Below are 22,436 nucleotides of genomic sequence, written 5' to 3' on the forward strand. Positions count from 1 at the left end.
GATGACGACCGATCAGCGGGAGACGGGCCGGACGGACTCCGCCTGGTACGTGTACGGCATCGTTCCCGCGGACGTGGAGACCGCCGCCGACGTGCGCGGCGTGGACGGCCGCCGGGTGCAGGTCGTCCGGCACGGCGACGTCGCCGCCCTGGTCAGCGAGATCGACCCGGGCACCCGGCTCGGCCGCCCCGACGATCTGCTGGCCCACCAGCGGCTGCTGGACGACGCCGCCGTCGACGCGCCCGTGCTGCCGTTGCGGTTCGGCGCGGTCATGACGACCGCGCAGGCGGTGGCAGAGGATCTGCTGGCGCCCAACCGGCAGGGGTTCGCCGAGGCGTTGGCGAACCTGGAGGGCCGGGTGGAGTACGTGCTCAAGGGCCGCTTCGACGAGCGCACGGTGCTGGGCGAGGTGGTCCGGGAGAACGCCGAGGCGGCCCGGCTGCGCGAGCGGATCCACGGCCGGCCGGAGACGGAGACCCACCGGGACCGGGTGCGGCTCGGCGAGCTGATCCACCGGGAGATCGAGGCCCGGCGGCGGGCCGTCACCGAGCGGCTGGTCCGGGAGCTGTCCCCCTGCTGCGTCGCGAGCGCGGTGCGGGATCCCACTCACCATCTGGACGCCGTGCACGTCGCCCTCCTGGTGGAGGACGCGCGGCGTCCGGAGCTGGAGGAGGCGGCGGCGACGGCCGTCCGCGCCTGGGCGGATCGCGTCGAGCTGCGGCTGCTGGGCCCGCTCGCGCCCTGGGACTTCGTCGTGACGCCGGGATGAGGAGGGGAAGCGGATGAACCTGCTGTCGCTGCCCTGGAGGCTGCCGTTCCTGCCCCTCCAGGGAGTGCTCAAGATCGCAGAGATCCTGCAGGAGGAGGCCGAACGGGAGACCGGCCATCCGTCGGCGATCCGCGCCCGGCTGGAGGAGCTGGAGCAGGCCCGTGCGGCCGGCCGGATCTCCGCCGAGGAGGAGGAACGGGCGATGCAGGAGATCCTCGCCGAGGCGCTCGGCGAGCCGCCCGCCTCGCCTCGCTGACACCGCGAACGCACTGATCGGGGGAGATGTGCGCACCGAGGAGGCCCGCACCGGCGGGCGCGAAGAGCACGAGGAGGCGGCGCGGAACGCGGACCTGTCGGTGGTGGAGGCCGCCAAGGCCGCCGTGCGGCAGGTCGCCGACGTCATCGCCAAGACCCCTGAGGGGGTCGTCTCGGTGGAGCCGGTCGAGGACGGCTGGGTCGTCGAGGTGGAGACGCTGGAGGACCGCCATGTCCCGTCCTCCTCCGACGTGCTGGCGATCTATGAGATCGAGCTGGACACCGACGGCGCGCTGGTGGCGTATCGCAGGACGCAGCGCTACCGGCGCGGCAGGGGTCCCTCAGGGGAGGAGCGATGATGCCGGGCCGACCGCCGCAGCAAGGGTCCATCGTCTCCTCCTACGGCGGCGGCCGCGCCGACCGCCAGCCCGCCAATCTCGGCGACATCCTGGAGCGGGTGCTCGACAAGGGCATCGTCATCGCGGGCGACATCCGGGTGAACCTGCTCGACATCGAGCTGCTGACCATCAAGCTGCGGCTGCTGATCGTGTCCGTGGAGACGGCCAAGGAGCTGGGGATCGACTGGTGGGAGCACGACCCCTGGCTGAGCGGACGGCAGCGCGAGCTGGAGGAGGAGAACCGGCGGCTGCGCACCCGGCTGGAGGCCCTGGAGGAGGGGGAACCGTCCCGGCGGGAGCTCCGGGCCCCGCGACAGGAGCCGGAGGGGGAGCAGGAAGGGGAGCCGGCCCCCGGGCGCCGGGCCGATCGGAGGGACCGTGACTGAGACCGGCACCTACCTGTACGCCATCGCCAAGGGCCCCGGGGAGGGCTCGGCGGAGGGCCTGACGGAGGGCCTGACCGGGGTCGCCGGGGAGCCCGTGCGGACGGTGACGCATGAGGGCCTGGTCGGCGTCGTCGGCACGGTGCCGCTGGCGGAGTTCGGCGAGGAGACGCTGCGGCGCAACCTGGAGGACCTGGGCTGGCTGGAGGCCGCCGCCCGCGCCCATCACCGCGTGGTCGACGCCGTGGCCCGGCGCGCCACCACCGCGCCGGTGCGGCTGGTGACCGTCTACCGGGGCGATGCGCAGGTGCACGACCTGCTGGAACGGGGCGGTGCGGCGTTCGCCGAGACGCTCGACATGGTGACCGGGCGGCAGGAGTGGGGGGTCAAGGTCTACGCCGATCCGCAGGCCGCCGCGGCTCCCGCCCGTTCCCGGCCCGCGACGACCGCGGCGGGCGGCCGCTCCGGGGCGGCCTATCTGGAACGCCGCCGCACCGGGCTGCGCACCCGTGAGGAGGCCTGGCGGCGGGCGGCGGCGCACGCCGAGCACGTCGACCGGACGCTGTCGGCCCTCGCGGTGGCCCGGCGGATGCACCGACCCCAGGATCCCCAGCTGTCCGGCCGCAGCGAGTGGATGGTGCTCAACGCCGCCTATCTGGTCGACGAGGAGAGGGGCGGGGAGTTCGCCGCCGCCGCCGGAGCCTTGACCGCCCCGCGGATCGAGGTCGAGCTCACCGGCCCCTGGGCCCCCTACTCCTTCACCGCCGTGGAGTCCGGCGGACCGGATGCGGAGGGGCCGTGGTGACGGCCGGGCGAGCGATGAACGGCGGGGCGGCGCTCCGCGACCCGCCACGACGGATGTGGGGACCATGACGGTCGAACGCGCCGCGGCGCACGTCGAACGCTCCGCGGACTGCTCATCGAACCCCTCATCGGGGTACTCGTCGGAGTACGCGCCGGGGCGGTCGGCGCCGCCGGCCGGATACGCCTACGACGACGACCCGCCGGTCGGGGGGCGGATGACCGCCGAGCGGGCGACGCTGGTCGATCTGCTGGACCGGCTGCTGGCCGGCGGGGTCGTGGTGCAGGGGGATCTGACGCTGTCCATCGCCGACGTCGATCTGGTGCGGATCTCGCTGCGGGTGCTGATCGCCTCGGTGGGCGAGGACGGGGAGCCGATCGGCCGTGCCTGAGCCGCCGCGCGACGACGACGTCCGGTGCCGGGACGGCGTGCGGGTGGGCCGCGCCGCTCCGGCGGAGCGGGATGCGCCGCGGGTCGGGGGCCGGCGCATCGAGACCGATCCGGAGAACGTCCAGCGTGATCTGACCCGGCTGGTGCTCACCGTGGTCGAGCTGGTCCGCCAGCTGGTGGAGCGGCAGTGCATCCGCCGGTTCGAGCGGGGCGATCTGACCGACGAGCAGGTCGAGGCGATCGGCACGACCCTGATGCGGCTGGAGGAGGCCATGGAGGAGCTGTGCGAGCGGTTCGGCCTGTCTCCGAGTGACCTCAATCTCGATCTGGGTCCGCTGGGCACCTTGTTGCCGCCGCGGGACTGACCCGCGATCCCCGCACACTCCCCGAAACAGGACTTTTCGCTTCCTTGCAGGTGAGGCGACCTGCGCTGAACCGGGTTCGATTGGTGGCTTGTGTCCTGGTTACCAGCGGGTAGCATGAGGTCAGTTACTGACTGGTAGTTGGCCGGCCGCCGGCCCACACACCGGACCTGGCGAGGTATCCATGGGGCACTACAAGAGCAACCTCCGTGACTTGGAGTTCAACCTCTTCGAGGTGTTCAACCGTCAGGAGCTGCTCGGCAAGGGGCCGTACGCGGACCTGGACGAGGAGACCGTCCGCAGCATCCTGGAGGAGGTCGACCGGCTGGCGACCGGCGTGATCGCTGACTCCTTCGAAGAGGGCGACCGCAACCCGCCCACGTTCGACCCGGAGACCGGCGCGGTCACCATGCCGGAGGGCTTCAAGAAGAGCTACCAGGCGTACATGGACGCCGAGTGGTACCGCCTGGACCTGCCCCCCGAGCTGGGCGGCACCGGTGCCCCGCGGTCCCTCGTCTGGGCGGTGGCCGAGGAGATCCTGGGCGCCAACCCGCCGATCTACATGTTCTCCTCCGGCCCCGGCTTCGCCCACATCCTGTGGCAGATCGGCACCCCCGAGCAGAAGCGCTTCGCCGAGCTGGCGCTGGAGCGCAAGTGGGGCGCCACCATGGTGCTGACCGAGCCGGACGCCGGCTCCGACGTGGGCGCCGGCCGCACCAAGGCGATCCAGCAGCCGGACGGCACCTGGCACATCGAGGGCGTCAAGCGCTTCATCACCTCGGCCGAGCACGACATGTCCGAGAACATCTTCCACCTGGTGCTGGCGCGCCCCGAGGGCGCCGGCCCCGGGACCAAGGGCCTGTCGATGTTCCTGGTGCCCAAGTACCTGGTCGACCTGGAGACCGGCGAGCTGGGCGAGCGCAACGGCGTCTACGTCACCAACCTCGAGAAGAAGATGGGCATCAAGGTCTCCACGACCTGCGAGCTCACCTTCGGCGAGAAGCACCCGGCGATCGGCTACCTGGTCGGCGACGTGCACGAGGGCATCAAGCAGATGTTCCTCATCATCGAGTACGCCCGCATGATGGTCGGCACCAAGGCCATCGCCACCCTCTCCACCGGCTACCTCAACGCGCTGGAGTACGCCAAGCAGCGGGTGCAGGGCGCCGACATGACCCAGATGACCGACAAGACGGCGCCGCGGGTCACCATCACCCACCACCCCGACGTCCGGCGCAGCCTGATGACCCAGAAGGCCTACGCCGAGGGCATGCGGGCGCTGGTCCTCTACACCGCCACCTTCCAGGACCAGGTGCGGATCGCGCAGTTCGAGGGCCGCGAGGACAAGCTGGCCGACAAGATGAACGACCTGCTGCTGCCGATCGTCAAGGGCTTCGGCTCCGAGCGGGCCTACGCGCTGCTGGGCTCGGAGTCCCTGCAGACCCTCGGCGGCTCGGGCTTCCTGCAGGACTACCCGATCGAGCAGTACGTCCGGGACTCCAAGATCGACACCCTCTACGAGGGCACCACCGCCATCCAGGGCCAGGACCTGTTCTTCCGCAAGATCCTGCGGGACAACGGCGAGGCCCTCAAGCACCTCGCCGGCGAGATCAAGGAGTTCGTGGCCGCCGAGGCGGGCAACGGCCGGCTCAAGAACGAGCGGGCGCTGCTCGGCCAGGCCCTGGAGAACGTCGAGGCCATCGTCAACACCATGGTCGGGTGGGCGCTCTCCTCGATGGAGAACCCCAAGGAGATCTACAAGGTCGGACTCAACACCACCCGCCTGCTGCTGGCCCTCGGCGACCTGGTGGTCGGCTGGCTGCTGTGCCGCCAGGCCGAGGTCGCCCTGACCAAGCTGGCCGGCGAGGTCTCCGACGCCGACCGCGACTTCTACACCGGCAAGGTCGCCGCGGCCCAGTTCTTCTGCGCCAACGTGCTGCCGCGCCTCGCCGCCGACCGCGCGGCCGCCGAGAGCACCACCCTGGACCTCATGGAGCTGCCCGAAGCGGCCTTCTGACCGGTCCCCAAGACCCCCTCTTGCAGAGGGCGGCCGGAGGGCCGCGGCGACGCCGACGGCCCTCCGGCCGGTCTGCGGACCCTGGGACCACCGTCTCCCCAGAGTCCGCCGTTGGCGTCCGTCTCCCGCGGACGGGTCGATGACGGCCCCCGCCGCACAACGGCGGGGGCCGTTTCGCATGCCCGCGGAGCCCTGCGCCGGATGCGGCCGTCTACTCCCGGCACAGTGCGCCCTTGACCGCCGCCACGGCGTTCGCCGTCTGCTCGGCTTCGCAGAGGGGCATGCCGCCGGGACCGGTGAACCACAACCGCCCGTTGTCGCAAGGACGTCCCTGCACCCAGACCTCGGCGCTGCGGCCCTCGGAGCTCTCGGCGACCAGATGCCACCGGTGGACGGTGACGTGATAGCCCTGTCCGCGAAGAGCGGCGGCGAGCGTGTGAAGAGCGCGGTGACGTTCGTCGTCCGTGGCCATCATGCGGCGGCTCCCACGGCGAGCCCCAGCCGATGCCGCATCCCGCTCCAGAACGCTCCCAGGACGGTGCGTCGATCACGGGATCGCCGTGCGCTCGTGGCCGGTTCCGGCGGTGGGGCGGAGAGCGGAACGTCGGGCGAGACGGTGCCGGACGCCGGGGCCTGTGTCAGCCGTGCCGCGTTCCCGTGTCCGTTCAGGATGTGTCGCCCCGGCGCTTTCCTTCTGTCCCCGTGGAGCGTCGATCCTTGCGGCACGGACATGCTGAGCTCACCGGCGCGGATCAAGGTGCTGCGTCGTGCCGGGCGGGGAACGGCGGAGGACTGCGGGCGCTCGGAGCAGCGGTGATAGTGCTCGGCCAGCCGGGCGGCCAGCGCCACGGCGGTGGAGGCCTCGATGAGCCGGGTCGCGCCGGCGGGAGCCGCCATCCAGGTGCCGCACTTTTCGGCGTACCAGCAGCCCGCGTGCGGATACTCGGTGCGCAGCCAGTCGAGCTGGAACTCGATCTGCTCGGGCTCAGCGGTTCGGGGGAGCGGCCACGCGGGTGGCATTACGATGCTGGACAAGCCAGACCTCCGTTCTGGCTCGGGTCCCGGACTCACGGCGCGCCAACGCCGCCGGGACCGGTTGCTGTGTAGGGGCAGGCGCACCATGAACGGTCCTCGGGGCAGGAGGATCGGTGCGTCTGCCCTTCACCATGTCGGAACTAGTTCCGCTGCGCAAGAACTAGTTCGAAACAGGTATGGTTTCTGTAGCGGAATGGTTACCTTTGGTTGAGGCGATGCATGGGAGCATCCCGGCATGACGAAGCAAGGACCAACCGCCCGGCAACGTAAGCTCGCCAGTGAGCTGCGCAGGCTGCGCGAGGCGGCTGGCCTCAACCCCGAGCAGGCGGCCGGGCTGCTCGGCTGGTCACGTCCCAAACTGGTCAAGATCGAGACGGCCAGCCAGCTTCCCTCCGTCAGTGATGTCGAGCGCATCCTCGACGCCTACGGTCCGGCGGAGCCGCTACGGCTGGCGTTGCTGAAGCTCGCCCGTGACGTTCGGCAGCGAGGCTGGTGGACCTCCTTCTCGGACGTGCTGGCCGGCTCCTACGCCGAGCTGGAGTACGCCGCTTCCCGCATTCGTACATGGCAGCCTCAGCTTGTGCCCGGGCTGCTCCAGACGGAGGACTACGCTCGGACGCTCATCCGCGGGCACTTTCCCGACCTGCCGACTGAAGAGATCGATCGGCGGGTCCAGGCTCGTATGACCCGTCGTACGATGCTCGCCCGCGAGAATCCGCCCCGGCTGGAGTGCGTGCTCGCCGAAGAAGTGCTTCGCCGCCCTGTCGGCGGCCGTGACGTGATGCGTGCGCAGTTGCGCACCTTGTTGGCTGCCGTCGAACGTCCGAACATCTCGTTGAGGGTCGTGCCGATCGAACGGGGTCACTATCCGTCGATCGGGACCGGTGGTCTCGTGCTGTTCGAGTTCGACTCGTTGGTCGACTTGTCTGTCGCCTACATGGAAACGGTCGCAGGTGGGAGATATGAAGAGAACGTCACCGAGGTGCGAGCTTGTACGGTGATGTTTGAACGGGTCGCCGATGCCGCCCTCGATGAGAAGGACTCGGCGGGTCTCATCCGCACCATCGCGAAGGAGATGTGAATGAGCAAGGCTCCCCGCTCGCAGTGGCGCAAGTCCAGCTACTCCAGCGGCGGCGGTGACGACTGCGTCGAGCTGGCCGATCTCGGTGGGGTCGTCGGTGTTCGTGATTCGAAGGATCCTGAGGGGCCCGTTCTTCGTGTGACGCGTGCCGGGCTGGTCGCTCTGCTGGCGGCGGCTCGGCGGGGCTGATCTCGCCGGCCTCGCATGCGGCCTCGGCCGCCTCCGGCCGGTGAGAACAAGGGACCGGCGCACACCGCGCCGGTCCCTGGGGGTGGCGAGGATCAGGCGGTTTGCGCCTGCTGGTAGAGGGCCTGGGCCTCGGAACCGAAGTAGGGGCCGTACATGTAGCGGTCGAGCAGCGGGAAGTTCAGCCGGTAGCTGTTGACCGAGTTGAGCGTGCCGGTGCCGGTGGACTCGTCGAAGCCGCTGAACCACGGGCCGCCGCTGGAGCCGCCGGTCATGTCGCACACCAGGCCGATCGACCCGTACAGCAGGCTGGAGGAGGTCGTGCCGCTGCAGTAGGTCAGCGTGGAGCCGTCGTAGGGGGCCGCGGCCGGGTAGCCGAACGCGTACATCGGCTGCGTCCGCGACTGGTTGAACCCGATCGCCTGGCCGCCCACGACATCGGTGAGGTACTGGCCGTTCAGCGGGTTGAGCACGGCGGCGCCCACGTCGTAGGTGATGTTCTCCGAGGCCGCCCACTGCGCGGTGGCCAGCGTCTGCCGGGCGGTCCACGTGCCGTAGGGGGCGTTGCCGTTGTCGTAGCCCGGCACGAACACCCAGTTGGTGTGCCAGGCCCCGTCCAGCTTGACGCAGTGGCCCGCGGTGATGACGGTGCTTCTGTTCTGGCTGATCACCGCGCTGCCCGAGCAGGAGGCGGTGCGGCCCTGGTAGGTGAAGAACACCCGCCCGGTGGTGCGGACCACCTGGCCGCCGCCGGTCCAGGTGCCGCCGCCGTACGGGAACGCCAGCGGGGCGACCAGGCCGGGTCCCTGGGCCCGGCTGAGCGTGCGGCGCTGGGCGGACGTGGGGTTCAGCAGCCGTTCCATCGGGGTGGCCGAGAGCATCCGCTCGCGCGTCCAGAACGCCCTCACCTTCTGCTCGAGGGCGGCGCTGGTGGCCTGGGCGCGGGCGACGGGGTCGGGGGCGGCGACGGGTCGGGCGTGGGCGGGGGCCTGGGCCAGCAGCGGAGCGGCCAGGGCGGCGGCGCTCAGGGCGAGGAGGGCGCGCCTGCGGGGAGTCGATGCCATGGTCACCTCTTTCTGGAGGGAAACCTGGCCCGGAAACTACCCTTTGCCCCTTTTGTCGTCCATAGTGCGATCTGTAGATAGAGGTGTGTTATGTCACAGAAAATGTGCCCTTGAATGATGTGGGCTTTTGTGTAAGGGCGTGCTCGTCAACGCCGGCTCGTGACGGGCGGTGTCCCCGACGGCGATGGTCAGGGCCGGTTTTCCGGCGGCGCGTCGGATCGGGCCGCGGTCGCAGTGGGCGTCGTCGTCGCGGACCGTGCGCAGGCGGCCCGTTCCGCCCGTCGCGGCCGGGTGTCGCCCCGTCGTCGTCACGGCCGGGGAGGTCGGAGAGGGCTCACCGGTCGGTGCGGGCTCCCCGGCCGCTGGGGGAGTGGGCGCCCTGCCGGGCGGGCCGTCCGCAGTGCGCGCAGGTGACGACCGGGTCGAGGACGCGGCCGCAGGAGTGCTGCCAGCGCACCGGCGGGTCGTCGGGGTTGAGGTGCCGGTCGCCCCACTTCATCAGGGCGAGCAGCACGTCGCCGAGCTCGCGGCCGGCGGAGGTGAGGTGGTACTCGTAGCGCGGCGGGCGGTCGCTGTAGCGTTCGCGGCGCAGGATGCCGGCCGCCTCCAGTTTGCGCAGCCGGTTGGTGAGGATGTCGCGGGGCGCGCCGGTGTTGCGGACGATGCCGTCGAACCGGTGCACGCCGTGGAAGAGCTCCCGGACGGCCAGCAACGTCCAGCGCTCGCCGACCAGCTCCAGGGTGTCGGCGATGGAGCACGGACGAGGACTGACGTCCTTGGGCATGACCACAGATTAGTCGGGTTCTCCAACTCAAGAGGTCGCCCCGGCCGCGTCGGCGCGGCCGGGGCGACCCCGCCCCCGTCAGGCCGCCTGTCCGCGCCGGATGAACGATGCGACCGCTCCGGCCGCCGCCGTCGCCCCCAGGGTCAGCAGCCAGCCGCCGTCGAAGGCGGCGTGCGCCTCCTCCGTCCCCTCGGGCGAGCCCAGGGCGGCGACCAGCATCGCGACGCCCAGCACCATGCCGACCTGGCGGGCCATGGTGACCACCGCCGAGCCGGTGGCGAAGCTTCGCGGCGGCAGCGCGGCGACCGCGGCGCTGATCAGAGTGGGCAGGGTGAGGCCGACGCCGACGCCGGTCAGCAGCATGCCGGGCAGCAGCCCGGTCAGATAACCGCCGTCCGGCCGCAGGGCGACCGCCCACCAGCCGATCCCGGCCGCGAACAGGGCGCAGCCGGCGGCGGCGACCGGGGCCGGACCCACCCGCCGCACGATCGACCCGGCGCCGACCGCCAGCGCGGGCACCATCAACGGGCCGGGCGCGATCGCCAGCCCGGTGCGCAGCGGCGACCACCGCCACATCTCCTGGCACCACAGCACCGCCGACAGCAGCATCGCGGCGAAGGCCACCGCGAACAGCACGTTGGCCAGCGTCGCGGAGCCGAAGGCCGGCACCCGCAGCAGCGCCGGCGGCACGATGGGATCGGGGTGGCGGGCCGACCGGATCGCGAACACCGCGGCCAGCAGGACCGCCGCGACCAGGCAGCCGATCACCTTCGCCGAGGACCAGCCCCACTCCTCGCCGCGCACCAGCCCCAGGGCGAGCGCGGCGACGGCGATCGTCAGAACGCCCGCGCCCGCCAGATCGTGGTGCCGCGCATCGCGCGCCGCCGGGGTGCGGGGCAGGACGCGGAGCCCGGCGACCACCGCGGCGACGCCCACGGGCAGGTTGATCAGGAACGCCCAGCGCCAGTCGACCTGGCACAGCAGGCCGCCGGCGACCGGGCCGAGCGCGGCGGCCAGCCCGCTGATGGCCGTCCACCCCCGGACCGCCGCGGTCCGCCGCTCCGGCGGGGCGGCGGCCAGCAGCAGGCCCAGTGAGGCGGGCGTCAGCATGGCCGCCCCGGCCGCCTGCGCGATCCGGGCGGCGACCAGCGCCCACACCGACGGCGCCAGCGCGCACAGCGCCGAGGCCACGGTGAAGATCGCGGTCCCCAGCAGGTAGGCGCGCCGGGCGCCCGCCCGGTCGGCCAGGTCGCCCAGCGGCACCAGCAGCGCGGCGAAGACCACGGCGTAGGCGTTGAGCACCCACGACAGCGCCGACAGCGAGGAGCCGGACAGGTCCTCGCCGATCTCGGGCAGGGCCACGTTGACGATGAAGGTGTCGAGGTTGGACATCGCCACCCCGGCGGCCACCACCGTGAAGACCGGGCCCAGCCGCGCCGCGGGCGGCCCGGCCCCGGGGGCGGCGCCGGTACGGGTGTCGGGACGGGTCACGACCCCTCCAGGTAAGTAGGAAAATCCAACTCAATGCCGATCACTGTGACATTGTCAGTTGGAAAAAACAACCCTCTACTGCGGGGGGCGGCCCGGGACCGGTCCCGGGCCGCCCGCGGGAGGACGGGTCAGCGGCGCAGCAGAGAGCGCAGCAGGGCGCGGGTCTCGGCGCGGCGGTCGTGGGCGACCAGGGCGAAGATCACGGCCAGGGCGGCGGGGAACAGGGCGAACGCGGGGACCAGCACCAGGATCTGGGTGAGGACGGCGCCGATCATCAGACCGATCAGCCCGATGGCGGCCGGCCCCGACAGGCGGGGGATGACCAGGGCGACGGCCCCGGCGGCCTCGACGGCGCCGGTGAGGTAGCGGAACCACTGGCCCCAGCCGATCGCCTCGAAGGTCTCCACGGCGTACTGCTCGCCGAAGAACTTCGGCATCGCCGAGCCGATGAGCAGGAAGGCGGCGATGAGGATCTGCAGGACCCACAGCACACGGCGGCGGGCGGAGCGGACCGGGGCGGTGGAGAGGGTCTGGGCGGTCATGTCCGAGGTCCTTTCGGGACGACGTCGAGTGCGGTTTCGTCCATGCGTCGTCCCGGGGACGCTCAGATCGACACCCGCCCGGATTTTTTCGCGGAAGCCCTAGCCGGGGCGTTCGGCCAGCTCGGCGGCCCGTCTGTGCAGCAGCCGGCGCTCGGGGGCGTTGCGGGTCAGCGCCGCGGCCCGCGTGAACTCGGCGGCGGCCTCGGCGGTGCGGCCCAGCCGGGCCAGCAGGTCGCCCCGCACGCTCGGCAGCAGGTGGTAGTTCTTCAGGGACGGCTCATCGACCAGGGCGTCGACGATCGCCAGTCCGCGTTCGGGACCGAAGGCCATGCCCACGGCGACCGCCCGGTTCAACTCCACGACCGGGGACGGGGCGGTGCGGGCCAGCAGTTCGTACAGGCCGACGATCTGCACCCAGTCGGTGTCCTCGGCGGTGGCGGCCTGAGCGTGGCAGGCGGCGATGGCGGCCTGCAGGACGTAGGGGCCGGGCGGGCCGCCGAGGGCCCGGGCGCGCAGCAGCGAGGCGAAGCCGCGGTGGATCAGCAGCCGGTCCCACCGGCCGCGGTCCTGCTCCAGCAGCGGGACGGGCTCACCGGACGGGCCGGTCCGGGCGCGCATGCGGGAGGCCTGGATCTCCATCAGCGCCACCAGACCGTGCACCTCCGCCTCCTCGGGCGCCAGTTCGGCCAGCACCCGGCCCAGCCGCAGGGCCTCCCGGCACAGGTCGGCGCGGATCCACTCGTCCCCGGCCGTGGCGGCGTAGCCCTCGTTGAAGATCAGGTAGATGACCTCCAGCACGGACGCCAGCCGGGCGGCGCGCTCCGGGCCGGCGGGCACCTCGAACGGCACCCCCGCCTGCGCCAGGGTCCGCTTGGCCCGGACGATCCGCTGCGCGACGGTCGACTCGGACGTCAGGAAGGCCCGTGCGATCTCGTCGGTGGTCAGCCCGCCGAGCGTCCGCAGGGTCAGCGCGACCCGGGCCGGGGTGGACAGCACCGGATGGCAGGCGGTGAACACCAGCCTCAGCAGGTCGTCTTCGATCCGCTCCGGATCCAGGGCGGTCTCCAGGTCGGCGTCGTCGCCCTCGGTCTCCAGCTCATGGCCGAGTTCGGCGATCTTGCGTTCCAGCCGCCGCTCTCGGCGGATCAGGTCGACGGCCCGGCGCTTGGCGACGACCATCAGCCAGGCTCCGGGGTTGTCGGGCACCCCGGAGCCGGGCCACTGCTCCAGCGCGGCGACCAGCGCGTCCTGCGCCAGCTCCTCGGCCAGCCCGAGATCGTTGACCAGCCGCGCCACGGCCGCGATGATCCGCGGCGACTCCAGCCGCCAGACCGCGTCGATGGTGCGGTGAACGCTGGACGGCTCCCGCTCCGGCTGCGTCACGGATCCGATCACAGCATCGTCGGGGACGGTCGGGCAACCGATCGTCCGCCGCGCCCTCCGGGGAGGACGCGGCGGACGGCACGGTGCCCCTCACCCTCCGCGGGACGAGGAGGGGTCACTGACCGGGGAGGTCCTCCGGGCCGAAGACCTGCTTGATGACGCCGCGGCCGTCGCCGACGATCTGCCAGAACCGCTTGGACAGCTCGATGGCCTCCTCCCGGCTGCGGACCTCGACCAGCGCGAAGCCGACCACCGTCTCCTTGGACTCGCTGAAGGGGCCGTCGGTCACGGTGATCTTGCCGTCCTTGGCGGTGATGTAGGTGCCGCCGGGCTCCAGCCCGCCGGTGGCCAGCAGCACGCCGGCCTTGCTCATCTCGGCGATGAACGCGCCCATCTCGGCCTCCAGCCGCTCGCTGGGCGGCTCCTGGGGCGAGCCGTCGTCGGTCGTCATCATCAGGAATCGCATCGTCTGTCTCCTTGTCACGGCGGTGCCGGCGGGTCCGTTCCACCGGCCTCTCGCTGACGCGTCGAACGGCGGGCCGCCCGATCGACATGACGGCCGGATTTTTCTCCAGGAATTTCTTCGAGATGCGTTCGCCCAGGTCGGCGGCCTGTGCGCCGGTGCGTCGAGCACGGACCCGCGGCCGGCTGCGGCGCGGGGGAGGCGGGGCGAGGGCGGGCCGTGCGTCCAGGGCACCGGACGGTGCGCCGGCGGCGGGGCCGGATCGGGCAGGCGGGATCGGGGAGCGGAGCGAGACCTCTGCGGGATCGTCCGGAGCGCGGCCGGGGAGGCGGGGACCCGGCCCGCGCGCGGGCCTGCCGGCGTCGGCCGCAAGGAGACGACGGGCGGGCGGCCCGTCTCGGGCCGGCGGGCCCCGGATCGCCGGCCTCCGGAGGGGCCGGCCGGGCGGGGCGGCGCGTCCTCGGCCGCGCGGATCGCGACCGCGCCCCGCCTCTCCCGCGTCGGCGGATGCTTCAACCGCCTGATCGTGTTCTCGACAACGGCTATTTCCGTACGTCCGGGACGGATCGGACGACATTGTCGAACGGGCGAGGTGATTTCGTCATTTCTGTTGACAGCGCGGCGGCGGCGGTCGAATCATCATCGATGATGCCCACATTTTGATCGTCATGCCCACTATTCGGGCATGGCCGGATGTTAGGCGGACCCGACGTGACCACCGCTCCCGCGCGGCAACGACCTGTCGCAGACCGGCGGCTTCCCGATTCGTTGCGCGCTCCCGCCATTGCCCGGCGGTGGGTGGAGCGGACATTCCGCCGGTGGAATCCGGACTCAGGCGATGAGGCCGCCGCCCTGCTGGGAGAACTCACCAGCGAATTGGTCACCAATGCGATCATGCACGCCATTCCGGCCGAACGCGGCCGACGCGCACTGGCGATCCGGATGATCGCGGACGGCGAGGGCGTCCGCGTCGAGGTGCACGACCCCGACCCCGCCCTGCCGACGATGCGCGTGCCCGACCGGGCGGCCGAGAGCGGACGCGGCCTGTTCCTGGTGGACGCCCAGGCCGCCCGATGGGGCGCCGTCCGCCGTCCCGACGGGCGCGGCAAGCACGTCTGGTTCAGCCTTCCCTGCGCGAGCGCACCCCCCGCATCCCCCGAAAGCCCGGACGAAGGAGAATCCCCCATGTCCGTCGCCCTGCCCCACGACGTCCACGGAACCGGGCCCCACCGGGTGATCGCATTGCACGGCTGGTTCGGCGACCGCACCCAGTGGCGCGGGCTCCACCCCTACCTGGACGGCGACGCCTTCACCTACGCGTTCCCCGACTACCGGGGGTACGGCGACGCCCGCGACCTCACCGGCGACTACACCCTGGCGGAGATCGCCGGAGACGTGATCGCCCTCGCCGACAAGCTCGGCTGGGACACCTTCTCCCTGATCGGCCACTCGATGGGCGGGACGGTCATGCAGCGGGTCATGCTGGACGCCCCCGGCCGCGTGCGCAAACTGGTGGGCATCTCCCCGGTGCCCGCCTGCGGAGTGCCGTTCGACGAGGAGAGCTGGGCGCTGTTCGCCGGCGCCGCCGCCCGGCCCGCCGACCGCCGCGCCATCATCGACTTCACCACCGGCAGCCGGATGCCGTCCCGCTGGCTGGACCGGATGGTCGCCGCCTCGGTCGGCAACAGCGACCCGGCCGCGTTCCGCGCCTACCTGGACGCCTGGGCGCGCACCGACTACCACCGGGAGGTCATCGGCAACCCCACCCCGGCCCTGATCATCGCCGGGGCCCACGACCCTGCGCTGTCCCCCGACGTCATGCGGCGGACCTGGCTGGAGTGGTACCCCAACGCTGAGCTGACGGTGCTGGCCGACGCCGGCCACTACGCCGTCGAAGAGACCCCGCTGGCCCTGATCTCCCACATCGAGGGTTTCCTGCGATGACCGGCGCACGGGAGCGGACCGGCGCCCGGGCGGCCGCGCGTCGTCCGGCGACGGCCCGCGGGATCGGTGATGCCCCATGACGATGACCGACCACCCCCCGGCGCGGGCCGGGTCCAAGACCATCGACGCCGGACTGCGCCTGCTGGAGATCCTGCGCGAACACCCCGACGGGCTCACCGTCAGCCAGCTCTCGCGCGCCTCCGGGCTGCACCGCAACGCCGTCACCCGGCATCTGACCGCACTGGGGCGGCATCGGCTGGTGGCCCGCGACGGCAACACCTACTCCCTGGGCCTGGGCATCGTGGAGCTGAACGCGGCCGTCCTGCACCGGCTGCGGCAGGCCGCCGCGGCCGAACTGCAGGACCTGGCCGACCACTGCCACGCCACCGCGTTCATCACCGTGCTCGACACCGAGGACGAGGCGGTGGTCCTCACCGTCGTGGAGCCGCGCGGCTCCACCATCCACGTCGCCTACCGGGCGGGCAACCGGCATCCCGTCGACCGGGGCGCCTCCGGCATCGCCATCCTGATCGGCCGCCCGCCCCGGCCCGGTGAACGCCGGGCCGTCGCCTCGGCCCGCCGCGTCGGCTACTCGGTCACCTTCGGGGAGCTGCAGGCCGGGGCGTGGGGACTGGCCGCCCCCATCCGCGTCGACGGCCGTCCCGCCGAGGCCAGCGTCGGCATCGTGACCATCGGCGAGCAGGACGAGACCGTCATCGCCCCCCGCGTGCTGGCCGCCGCCGACCGCATCGCCCGCCTGCTGTGACCGGCCTGTGCCCGGCGCGCCCCTCCCGCTCCGACCGGATGTCACACATCGGCGGCCTCCTCCGTCCTCGGGGGTGAGGACGAAGGGAGCGCGATATGCACATCGTGGTTCTCGGCGGCGGCTACGCGGGGCTCGCCGCGGCCAAGCTCATCGACCGGTGGACCGACGACGCCCGGGTGACGTTGGTCAACGAGCGGGACCGGTTCGTGGAGCGGGTGCTGCTGCATCAGCTCGCGGCGGGGCAACGCCTGCGGGACCGGTCGCTGCGGGACCTGCTGAAGGGCACCGACGTGTCGCTGGTGGTGGACCGGGTCGTCGGGATCGACGCCGACGCCCGGACGGTGCGGCTGGCCGGGGCGCAGTCCGACCTGCACTACGACCTGCTCGTCTACGCCCTGGGCAGCCGGGCCGACCTGGACACGGTGCCGGGGGCGGCCGAGCACGCCCACACCGTCGCCGATCTCGACGGTGCGCAGCGGCTGCGGGACCGGCTCCGCGACGGCGCCGAGACGGTCGCCGTCGTCGGAGGCGGGCTGACCGGTCTCGAAGTGGCCACCGAGATCGCCGAGACGTACCCGGGGATGAAGGTCGAGATGGTCACCGGCGGCGAGTTCGGCGCGACGCTGTCGGAGAAGGGCCGCGCCCACCTGCACCGGACGTTCGACCGGCTGGGCATCGACGTCCGGGATCGCGTGCGGGTCGCCAAGGTCGGCCCGGACGGGCTGGTGCTGGAGGACGGCGGCCTCGTCCGCGCCGACACCGTGGTGTGGTCGACCGGGTTCCGGGTGCCGGACCTGGCCCGGCAGGCCGGGTTCGCGGTGAAGGCCGACGGCCGCATGGTCGTGGACGACACGCTGCGTTCCACGTCGCACCCGGAGGTGTACGGGATCGGTGATGCGGCGGCGGCCAGGGGGTCCAGCGGTCAGGAGCTCCGGATGGCCTGCGCCAGCGGCCTGCCGACCGCGCAGGCGGCCGCGAGGGCTATCGCCGCCCGGCTGGCCGGCAAGGAGCCCAGGCCGCTGAAGTTCGGCTACTACCAGCAGTGCATCAGCCTGGGCCGCAAGGACGGGCTCATCCAGTTCGTCCACGCCGACGACAGCCCGCGCAAGGCCGTGCTGACCGGCCGGCTCGCCGCCCGCTACAAGGACACGGTCATCCGCACCGTGGCCCTCTTCCAGCGCCACCCGACCATCCCGGTCTCCTGACCGGAGAGGACGGAGGCGTCGTGCGGGGGCGACCGGCCCCCGCACGACCTTTCGGGTCGCCTGCGGATCCTCGGCGGCCGTCCGTGGACCGGCTGCGATCGTCCGAGGCCCGTCCGAGGAGTGCTCGAGGACCGCCCGCGGGACCTTTGCCGGTCGTCCCGCGGGTCACCTGCGGCGGGACAGCGCCACCCCGGTCAGGCAGAGCGCCCCGCCCAGCAGGGCCAGCGGCCGGGGGAACTCCCCGAGCAGCGCCGCGGCCAGCACGATGGTCACCGGCGGCACCAGGTACGTCGAGACGCCCAGCCGCCCGGCGTCCATCCGGGCCAGCGCGTACGCCCAGGTGCTGAACGCCAGCGCGGTCGGCACCAGCCCCAGATAGGCCAGCCCGGCGGTGGCGCCCGCCGGGGCGTCGCGGAGGTCGGTCAGGAGCGCCGGCGCGTACGGCAGGCAGGCGACGGCGCCGATCACGCAGGCCAGCCAGGTCACCTGGAGGGCCGGCAGCCGGGCCAGCACGGGCTTTTGGCTGAGCACCCCGACGGCGTAGGTGACGGCGGCGACCAGGCACAGCAGCACGCCCGCCACCGAGGCGTCGCCCTCGCCGGAGGAGGTCCCCAGCCCGATCAGCACCGCGCCGGTGAACGCCACCGCCAGCCCCGCCAGCAGCCAGCGGGGGAAGCCCTCGCCCAGCAGCAGCCCGGCGAACACCGCGATCAGGATCGGCCCGATGTTCACCAGCATGGCCGTGGTCCCGGCGTCCACCTGCCGCTCGGCGGCGTTCAACGCCACGTTGTAGACGGCGAACCAGGCCACCCCGCACAGCGCGAGCAGCGCCCACTCCCGGCGGGTGGGCGTCACCCAGGCGCGGCGGGCCGCCACCATGCCGCCGAGCGCGAGCGCGCCGACCAGCAGCCGCCCGAGCGCCAGCGTCCCGGGCTCATAGCTGCGGCCGACCCAGCGGATCGCCACGAACGCCGAGGCCCACGCCACGATGGTGATCGCCACCGCGGCCAGCGCCGCGGTCTTCCCGGAGGTCGCCTGCGAGGTCACCCGACAACGCTAGGGGCGGCCGATCCGCACCGACCAGCGGTTTTCGGACAAGGAAATCCCCGAGTCCCGGTGGCGACCGTTCCCGCCGGCCCGCGGGCAGGTCACAGCAGGCCGGCGTCGAGGACCTCCCCCAGCAGCGGCGTCCACTCCGGGCGCCAGGCGGGGTCGCGTCCCATGAACTCCTCCTGGATCGCCCTCAGCGCCCTCTCGCCCGGGGAAGGGCCGGTCCACCAGACCGGCACGGTGTCATAGGCGCGGAGGACGTCCGGGTCCGGTGAGCGCTCGAACGCGATGAGGGCATGCAGCCAGCGGCCCGTCCGAGGGTCGCCTTCGGCCTCCCGCCATGCATCGATGATCTCCGCCTCCGGCGTGGACGGCCGCATGCTCTCCCAGCGGCCGTGGAGTGAGAACATCAGCCCGTCGCCCCCGAAGCCCGTCACCAGGCCGATCGATCCGCGACCGACCATCCACCGCACCACCGTGTCGGGCTCGGGGTGCTCGGGACGCGTGAGCTCCGGTGCGCTGCGCGAGGCCATGACGATCGCCCGGCTGACCCGCTCCGGCGCGGCGATCGGCGGCCGACGGCCCGCGGGCTCGCCCGCTCCCGCGGGGAGGCGGGGCCGGCCTGAGCCCGGGGCAAGCCCCGTCCAGGCGGCGACCTGCAGGGCCGCCCTCGGGTCGGGCTCGCCGTTCCTGGGGTCGAGGCTCAGCCGGGGCAGCACCGCCTCGAGCAGCGACTCGGTCACCTGCCGCCGATGCGCCGCCTCCCGCAACGCGTCGTATGCGGCGCGGGCGTCGCCCGTGTCGAGGTCCACCCGCGCCGGGGGAAGCCCATCGCAACGGTCCAGCGCATGGGCGCCTCCCCCGTGCGCGGTCGTCGTTTCCGGGCGGTCCGGATAGGGGGCGTGGCCCCAGCGGGACCCGTCCCACCAGTAGACGAACGAGAGGCCGAGATCGCGCTGCAGGGCGGTCAGCCTCTCCCACGGCAACCAGCCGGGGCCGCCCGCCAGCGGATCCGCCGACGCGACGGCCCCGGCGAGCCAGGCGCTCGGGACGTTGCCGTAGAACACCGCCCGGTCGCCGCCCTCGACCCAGCTCAGCTCCCACCAGATGTCCCGGTAGTGGTCGCGAAGGCCGACTCCTTCTCCGGTCACGGTGAAGGTGTTCCGCAGGCTGCCCAGCCCCACGCAGACCACGGCCCGGATCGCCGTCTCCGTCCACAGCGTCTCCGGCGGCGGCACCGGACCGGCGTCCACGTCCATCACGTCCCTCCCCCGTTCCTCCGTCGGCGCGTGCGGTGATCGGACGGCGGGCGGCCCGGGGCGGTTCACCGCTCGACGGCGAGGCGACCGCGGCCCCCGACCGGGGGACGGCGTCGGCGGGCGGGTGGGCCCGCGCCGGGCGGGCCTGACAGAATCGACGCCGATGTACGCGCTGCTCTTCTCCATGGTCATCGCCCGGATCCCCGCCGAGACCGTGCACCGCGTCACGCTGCGGCTGCTGCGCTGGATGCAAGCGGTGCCCGGGCTGACCGGGCTGCTGCGGCGGATGCTGGCGCCGCGTGATCCGGCGTTGCGGGTCCGGGCGCTGGGGCTGGAGTTCCCCGGTCCGCTGGGACTGGCCGCCGGGTTCGACAAGGACGCCGAGGCGTACCGGGCGCTGGGGGCGTTCGGGTTCTCCCATGTGGAGATCGGCACCGTCACCGGGCGCGCCCAGCCGGGCAACCCCAGGCCGCGGCTGTTCCGGCTGCCCGCCGACCGGGCGGTGATCAACCGGATGGGCTTCAACAACCAGGGGTCGGAGGCGGCGGCGCGGCGGCTGCGCGGCCGGCGGTCCGATGTGATCGTGGGCGCGAACATCGGCAAGACCAAGGCGGTGCCCGAGGAGGAGGCGATCGCCGACTACGTGACCAGCGCCCGCCGGCTGGCCCCGCACGCCGACTACCTGGTGGTGAACGTCAGCTCGCCCAACACCCCCGGGCTGCGCGACCTGCAGGCGGTGGAGCGGCTCCGTCCGCTGCTGACGGCCGTCCGCGAGGCCGCCGACGAAGCGAGCCCCGACCGGCGGGTGCCGCTGCTGGTCAAGATCGCCCCGGATCTGGCCGACGAGGACATCGACGCGGTCGCCGACCTGGCCCTGGAGCTGGGGCTGGACGGCGTCATCGCGACCAACACCACCATCGCCCGGCAGGGCCTGCGCAGCGCCCCCGAGCTGACCGCGCAGACCGGCGGCCTGTCCGGCGCGCCGCTGAAGGAGCGGTCGATGCAGGTGCTGCGGCGGCTGCGGGCCCGGGTCGGCGACCGGCTGGTGCTGATCTCGGTCGGCGGCGTGGAGAACGCCGACGACGTGTGGGAGCGGCTCCGCGCCGGGGCCACCCTGGTGCAGGCCTACACGGGCATGATCTACGGCGGTCCGTTGTGGGCGCACCGGGTCCACCGCGACCTGGCGCGCCGGCTGCGGGGGAGCGCGTACGCCGCCGTCCAGGACGCCATCGGCCCGCGCGGCTAGGCGCGGCCGGTTTCCTCGCCGGCCGCCTCGCCGGTCACCTCGAAGAAGCCGTCCGCGATCAGCTCGGGCAGCACCGCGTCGGCGTGCGCCCGGACCTGCTCCGGCGACAGGTCCAGGAGCTGGGCGATGGCGTCCAGCAGCGGCGGCAGCGGCAGCGCGCCGTCGCACACTCCGGCGAGCGCGGCCTCGACGGTGCCGACCGCGGCGGCCCGGCGCAGCCCGCCGCGCTGGCGGAGCACGATCCGCTCGGGATCCTCGGCCCCGGGCGGGCCGATCTGCTCCTGCGCGATGTCCACAGCCGTCCGCAAGCCCTGTGGACAGGCTGTGGAAAACTTCGATCCGGCGACCAGTCCGTCGAGCACCCGTTCCACATACGCGCCGACCGGCTGCTCCACCGGGTGCCGGATCTCCTCCACCCGCACGACGGGGTCGGCGGCGCCGCTGTTGCGCAGGGTGATCCAGCCGAACCCGATCCCCGTCGCCCCCCACCGTTCGAGGCAGTCCAGCCAGGCGTCGTATCGCGTCGTGTACTCGGCGGTGCCGGCCTCGCAGGAGTCCCGCAGCCACAGCTCGACGTACTCGGCGGGGTCCTGCACATCGCGCTGGACGATCCAGGCGTCGCACCCCGCCGGCACCCATCCGGCGAGCCGCTCCTGCCACGGTTCACCCTCGATGAGCAGCCAATTCGCCAGCATCTGGCACCAGCCGCCCTCGGTCAGCCGCTGCGGCGCGCCGGCCACCAGCCGCCGGCACACCTCGTCGCCGGGCAGTCCCGACTCCCGGTAGGTCAGCCCCTCTCCGGGGGAGATCACGAACGGCGGGTTGGAGACGATCAGGTCGAACCGCCGGTCCGCGACCGGCTCGAACAGCGACCCGTGGAGCAGCTTCACCCCCTCCACCCCGGACAGCGCGAAGCTCATCCGGGCCAGCTGCAGCGCCCGCGGGTTCAGGTCCGTGGCGGTGATGCTCCGGGCCCGGTCCGCCAGGTGCAGCACCTGCACTCCACAGCCCGTGCCGAGATCGAGGGCGTTGTCCACAGGCCTGTGGACAACCAGTTGCGCCAGGCCCGCCGAGGCCCCGCCCGACCCCACCACATGGTCGGGCCGCGGCGTCCGCTTCGACCCCGGCCGCACCGCCAGATCCGACACCGCGTACCCCAGGTGCCGCCCGTCCACCCCCTCGACCGGTTGCACGCGCAGCAGCGGCCGGGCCCGTTCCCCGACCCGCTCCGCCAGCCCGGCGGCGAAGAACTCCTCCGGCACCGCCGTGGCCGCCACCGGCACCTGCAACCACAGCAGCCGGACGAAGACCTCCAGCGGGCTCCCGCCCGTCGTCGCCCGCAACGCCGGAACGATCTCCTCCCGGGCCAGCGCGCCGCCGGCCACCGGCCCCAGCAGCGCCCGCACCCGGGCGACCGTGTACTCCGCCCGCTCCAGGGCCGCTCGGACCCCGGTCAACACCTCGTCGGAAACGCTCACCCGCCCATCCTGCCCGCGGCGGGACGCTCTCGCGCCCGCAACGGCGAGCCCGCCTGCGCGGCGGGCCGGTCGCGGGCGGAACG

25 protein-coding genes are annotated in these 22,436 nt (G+C 73.0%); 14 read left to right on the plus strand and 11 right to left on the minus strand.

Annotation, left to right across the window (positions count from 1 at the left end; translation table 11 throughout):
• Position 1 precedes the first annotated feature (1 nt).
• From EIO00_RS03970 to EIO00_RS04005, 8 genes are all read left to right on the plus strand, one after another.
• Positions 2–769, plus strand: coding sequence for a GvpL/GvpF family gas vesicle protein (locus tag EIO00_RS03970; protein WP_140175527.1), 768 nt, complete (start codon positions 2–4; stop codon positions 767–769).
• 13 nt (positions 770–782) lie between these two features.
• Complete coding sequence (locus EIO00_RS03975; protein ID WP_140175528.1) at positions 783–1,025, plus strand: gas vesicle protein GvpG; 243 nt, start codon at positions 783–785, stop codon at positions 1,023–1,025.
• Between the two features lie 28 nt (positions 1,026–1,053).
• Complete coding sequence (gvpO, locus tag EIO00_RS03980) at positions 1,054–1,383, plus strand: gas vesicle protein GvpO (protein ID WP_140175529.1); 330 nt, start codon at positions 1,054–1,056, stop codon at positions 1,381–1,383.
• The gene (locus EIO00_RS03985) at positions 1,380–1,808 is read left to right on the plus strand and encodes a gas vesicle protein (protein ID WP_140175530.1); all 429 of its coding nucleotides are present in this window, start codon (positions 1,380–1,382) and stop codon (positions 1,806–1,808) included. Before gvpO ends, EIO00_RS03985 begins: the two co-directional genes overlap by 4 nt.
• Complete coding sequence (locus tag EIO00_RS03990; protein ID WP_140175531.1) at positions 1,801–2,610, plus strand: GvpL/GvpF family gas vesicle protein; 810 nt, start codon at positions 1,801–1,803, stop codon at positions 2,608–2,610. The genes EIO00_RS03985 and EIO00_RS03990 overlap by 8 nt, the downstream gene beginning before the upstream one ends.
• A gap of 64 nt (positions 2,611–2,674) precedes the next feature.
• Complete coding sequence (locus EIO00_RS24990; protein ID WP_241661097.1) at positions 2,675–2,998, plus strand: gas vesicle protein; 324 nt, start codon at positions 2,675–2,677, stop codon at positions 2,996–2,998.
• On the plus strand, positions 2,991–3,362 hold the full coding sequence (locus EIO00_RS04000; RefSeq protein WP_241661098.1) for a gas vesicle protein K: 372 nt from the start codon (positions 2,991–2,993) through the stop codon (positions 3,360–3,362). The genes EIO00_RS24990 and EIO00_RS04000 overlap by 8 nt, the downstream gene beginning before the upstream one ends.
• A gap of 181 nt (positions 3,363–3,543) precedes the next feature.
• Positions 3,544–5,376 (plus strand): acyl-CoA dehydrogenase, encoded by a 1,833-nt coding sequence (locus EIO00_RS04005; RefSeq protein ID WP_140175532.1) that lies wholly within the window; start codon positions 3,544–3,546, stop codon positions 5,374–5,376.
• A 211-nt stretch (positions 5,377–5,587) separates the two neighbouring features.
• Here EIO00_RS04005 and EIO00_RS04010 read toward each other — a convergent pair whose 3' ends face one another.
• Both EIO00_RS04010 and EIO00_RS04015 read right to left on the minus strand, forming a co-directional pair.
• Positions 5,588–5,851 carry a hypothetical protein gene (locus EIO00_RS04010; RefSeq protein WP_140175533.1) on the minus strand — a complete coding sequence of 88 codons (264 nt, stop codon included), beginning with the start codon at positions 5,849–5,851 and terminating at the stop codon, positions 5,588–5,590.
• On the minus strand, positions 5,848–6,396 hold the full coding sequence (locus tag EIO00_RS04015) for a hypothetical protein (protein ID WP_161602642.1): 549 nt from the start codon (positions 6,394–6,396) through the stop codon (positions 5,848–5,850). The genes EIO00_RS04010 and EIO00_RS04015 overlap by 4 nt, the downstream gene beginning before the upstream one ends.
• A gap of 250 nt (positions 6,397–6,646) precedes the next feature.
• On the opposite strand from EIO00_RS04015, the gene EIO00_RS04020 reads away from it, so the two are divergent.
• Entirely contained in the window at positions 6,647–7,492 is an 846-nt protein-coding gene (locus EIO00_RS04020) for a helix-turn-helix domain-containing protein (protein ID WP_140175535.1), read from the plus strand.
• Positions 7,493–7,681 (plus strand): DUF397 domain-containing protein, encoded by a 189-nt coding sequence (locus tag EIO00_RS04025; protein ID WP_140175536.1) that lies wholly within the window; start codon positions 7,493–7,495, stop codon positions 7,679–7,681. It abuts the gene before it with no gap.
• 92 nt (positions 7,682–7,773) lie between these two features.
• Here the strand turns inward: EIO00_RS04025 and EIO00_RS04030 are convergent, their stop codons facing one another.
• From EIO00_RS04030 to EIO00_RS04055, 6 genes are all read right to left on the minus strand, one after another.
• Entirely contained in the window at positions 7,774–8,742 is a 969-nt protein-coding gene (locus EIO00_RS04030; protein WP_140175537.1) for a trypsin-like serine peptidase, read from the minus strand.
• Between the two features lie 334 nt (positions 8,743–9,076).
• Entirely contained in the window at positions 9,077–9,526 is a 450-nt protein-coding gene (locus tag EIO00_RS04035; RefSeq protein WP_140175538.1) for a winged helix-turn-helix transcriptional regulator, read from the minus strand.
• A gap of 78 nt (positions 9,527–9,604) precedes the next feature.
• Positions 9,605–11,017, minus strand: coding sequence for an MFS transporter (locus EIO00_RS04040; RefSeq protein WP_140175539.1), 1,413 nt, complete (start codon positions 11,015–11,017; stop codon positions 9,605–9,607).
• Between the two features lie 128 nt (positions 11,018–11,145).
• On the minus strand, positions 11,146–11,559 hold the full coding sequence (locus EIO00_RS04045; RefSeq protein ID WP_140175540.1) for a DoxX family protein: 414 nt from the start codon (positions 11,557–11,559) through the stop codon (positions 11,146–11,148).
• A gap of 99 nt (positions 11,560–11,658) precedes the next feature.
• Positions 11,659–12,942: an RNA polymerase sigma factor gene (locus EIO00_RS04050; protein WP_241661099.1), complete on the minus strand. Its 1,284-nt coding sequence runs from the start codon at positions 12,940–12,942 to the stop codon at positions 11,659–11,661.
• 115 nt (positions 12,943–13,057) lie between these two features.
• A complete protein-coding gene (locus tag EIO00_RS04055; protein ID WP_140175542.1) occupies positions 13,058–13,408 on the minus strand; it encodes a YciI family protein in 351 nt (116 codons plus the stop codon).
• A gap of 690 nt (positions 13,409–14,098) precedes the next feature.
• Here EIO00_RS04055 and EIO00_RS04060 point away from each other — a divergent pair.
• From EIO00_RS04060 to EIO00_RS04070, 3 genes are all read left to right on the plus strand, one after another.
• The gene (locus tag EIO00_RS04060; protein WP_338325903.1) at positions 14,099–15,349 is read left to right on the plus strand and encodes an alpha/beta fold hydrolase; all 1,251 of its coding nucleotides are present in this window, start codon (positions 14,099–14,101) and stop codon (positions 15,347–15,349) included.
• Between the two features lie 76 nt (positions 15,350–15,425).
• The gene (locus EIO00_RS04065) at positions 15,426–16,115 is read left to right on the plus strand and encodes an IclR family transcriptional regulator (protein WP_140175543.1); all 690 of its coding nucleotides are present in this window, start codon (positions 15,426–15,428) and stop codon (positions 16,113–16,115) included.
• Between the two features lie 95 nt (positions 16,116–16,210).
• Positions 16,211–17,320, plus strand: coding sequence for an NAD(P)/FAD-dependent oxidoreductase (locus EIO00_RS04070; RefSeq protein ID WP_175596119.1), 1,110 nt, complete (start codon positions 16,211–16,213; stop codon positions 17,318–17,320).
• 165 nt (positions 17,321–17,485) lie between these two features.
• Here EIO00_RS04070 and EIO00_RS04075 read toward each other — a convergent pair whose 3' ends face one another.
• Together EIO00_RS04075 and EIO00_RS04080 are read right to left on the minus strand one after the other, a co-directional pair.
• On the minus strand, positions 17,486–18,367 hold the full coding sequence (locus EIO00_RS04075; protein WP_140175544.1) for a DMT family transporter: 882 nt from the start codon (positions 18,365–18,367) through the stop codon (positions 17,486–17,488).
• Between the two features lie 101 nt (positions 18,368–18,468).
• Positions 18,469–19,629, minus strand: a complete 1,161-nt coding sequence (locus EIO00_RS04080) for a hypothetical protein (protein WP_140175545.1) — start codon at positions 19,627–19,629, stop codon at positions 18,469–18,471.
• A gap of 163 nt (positions 19,630–19,792) precedes the next feature.
• On the opposite strand from EIO00_RS04080, the gene EIO00_RS04085 reads away from it, so the two are divergent.
• On the plus strand, positions 19,793–20,875 hold the full coding sequence (locus tag EIO00_RS04085; RefSeq protein WP_140175546.1) for a quinone-dependent dihydroorotate dehydrogenase: 1,083 nt from the start codon (positions 19,793–19,795) through the stop codon (positions 20,873–20,875).
• Here the strand turns inward: EIO00_RS04085 and EIO00_RS04090 are convergent.
• Positions 20,872–22,353: a DUF7059 domain-containing protein gene (locus EIO00_RS04090; RefSeq protein ID WP_140175547.1), complete on the minus strand. Its 1,482-nt coding sequence runs from the start codon at positions 22,351–22,353 to the stop codon at positions 20,872–20,874. The two genes, EIO00_RS04085 and EIO00_RS04090, sit on opposite strands and share 4 nt — an antisense overlap.
• Positions 22,354–22,436 lie beyond the last annotated feature (83 nt).

This window comes from Thermomonospora catenispora (assembly GCF_006363815.1).
Classification (GTDB): domain Bacteria; phylum Actinomycetota; class Actinomycetes; order Streptosporangiales; family Streptosporangiaceae; genus Thermomonospora; species Thermomonospora catenispora.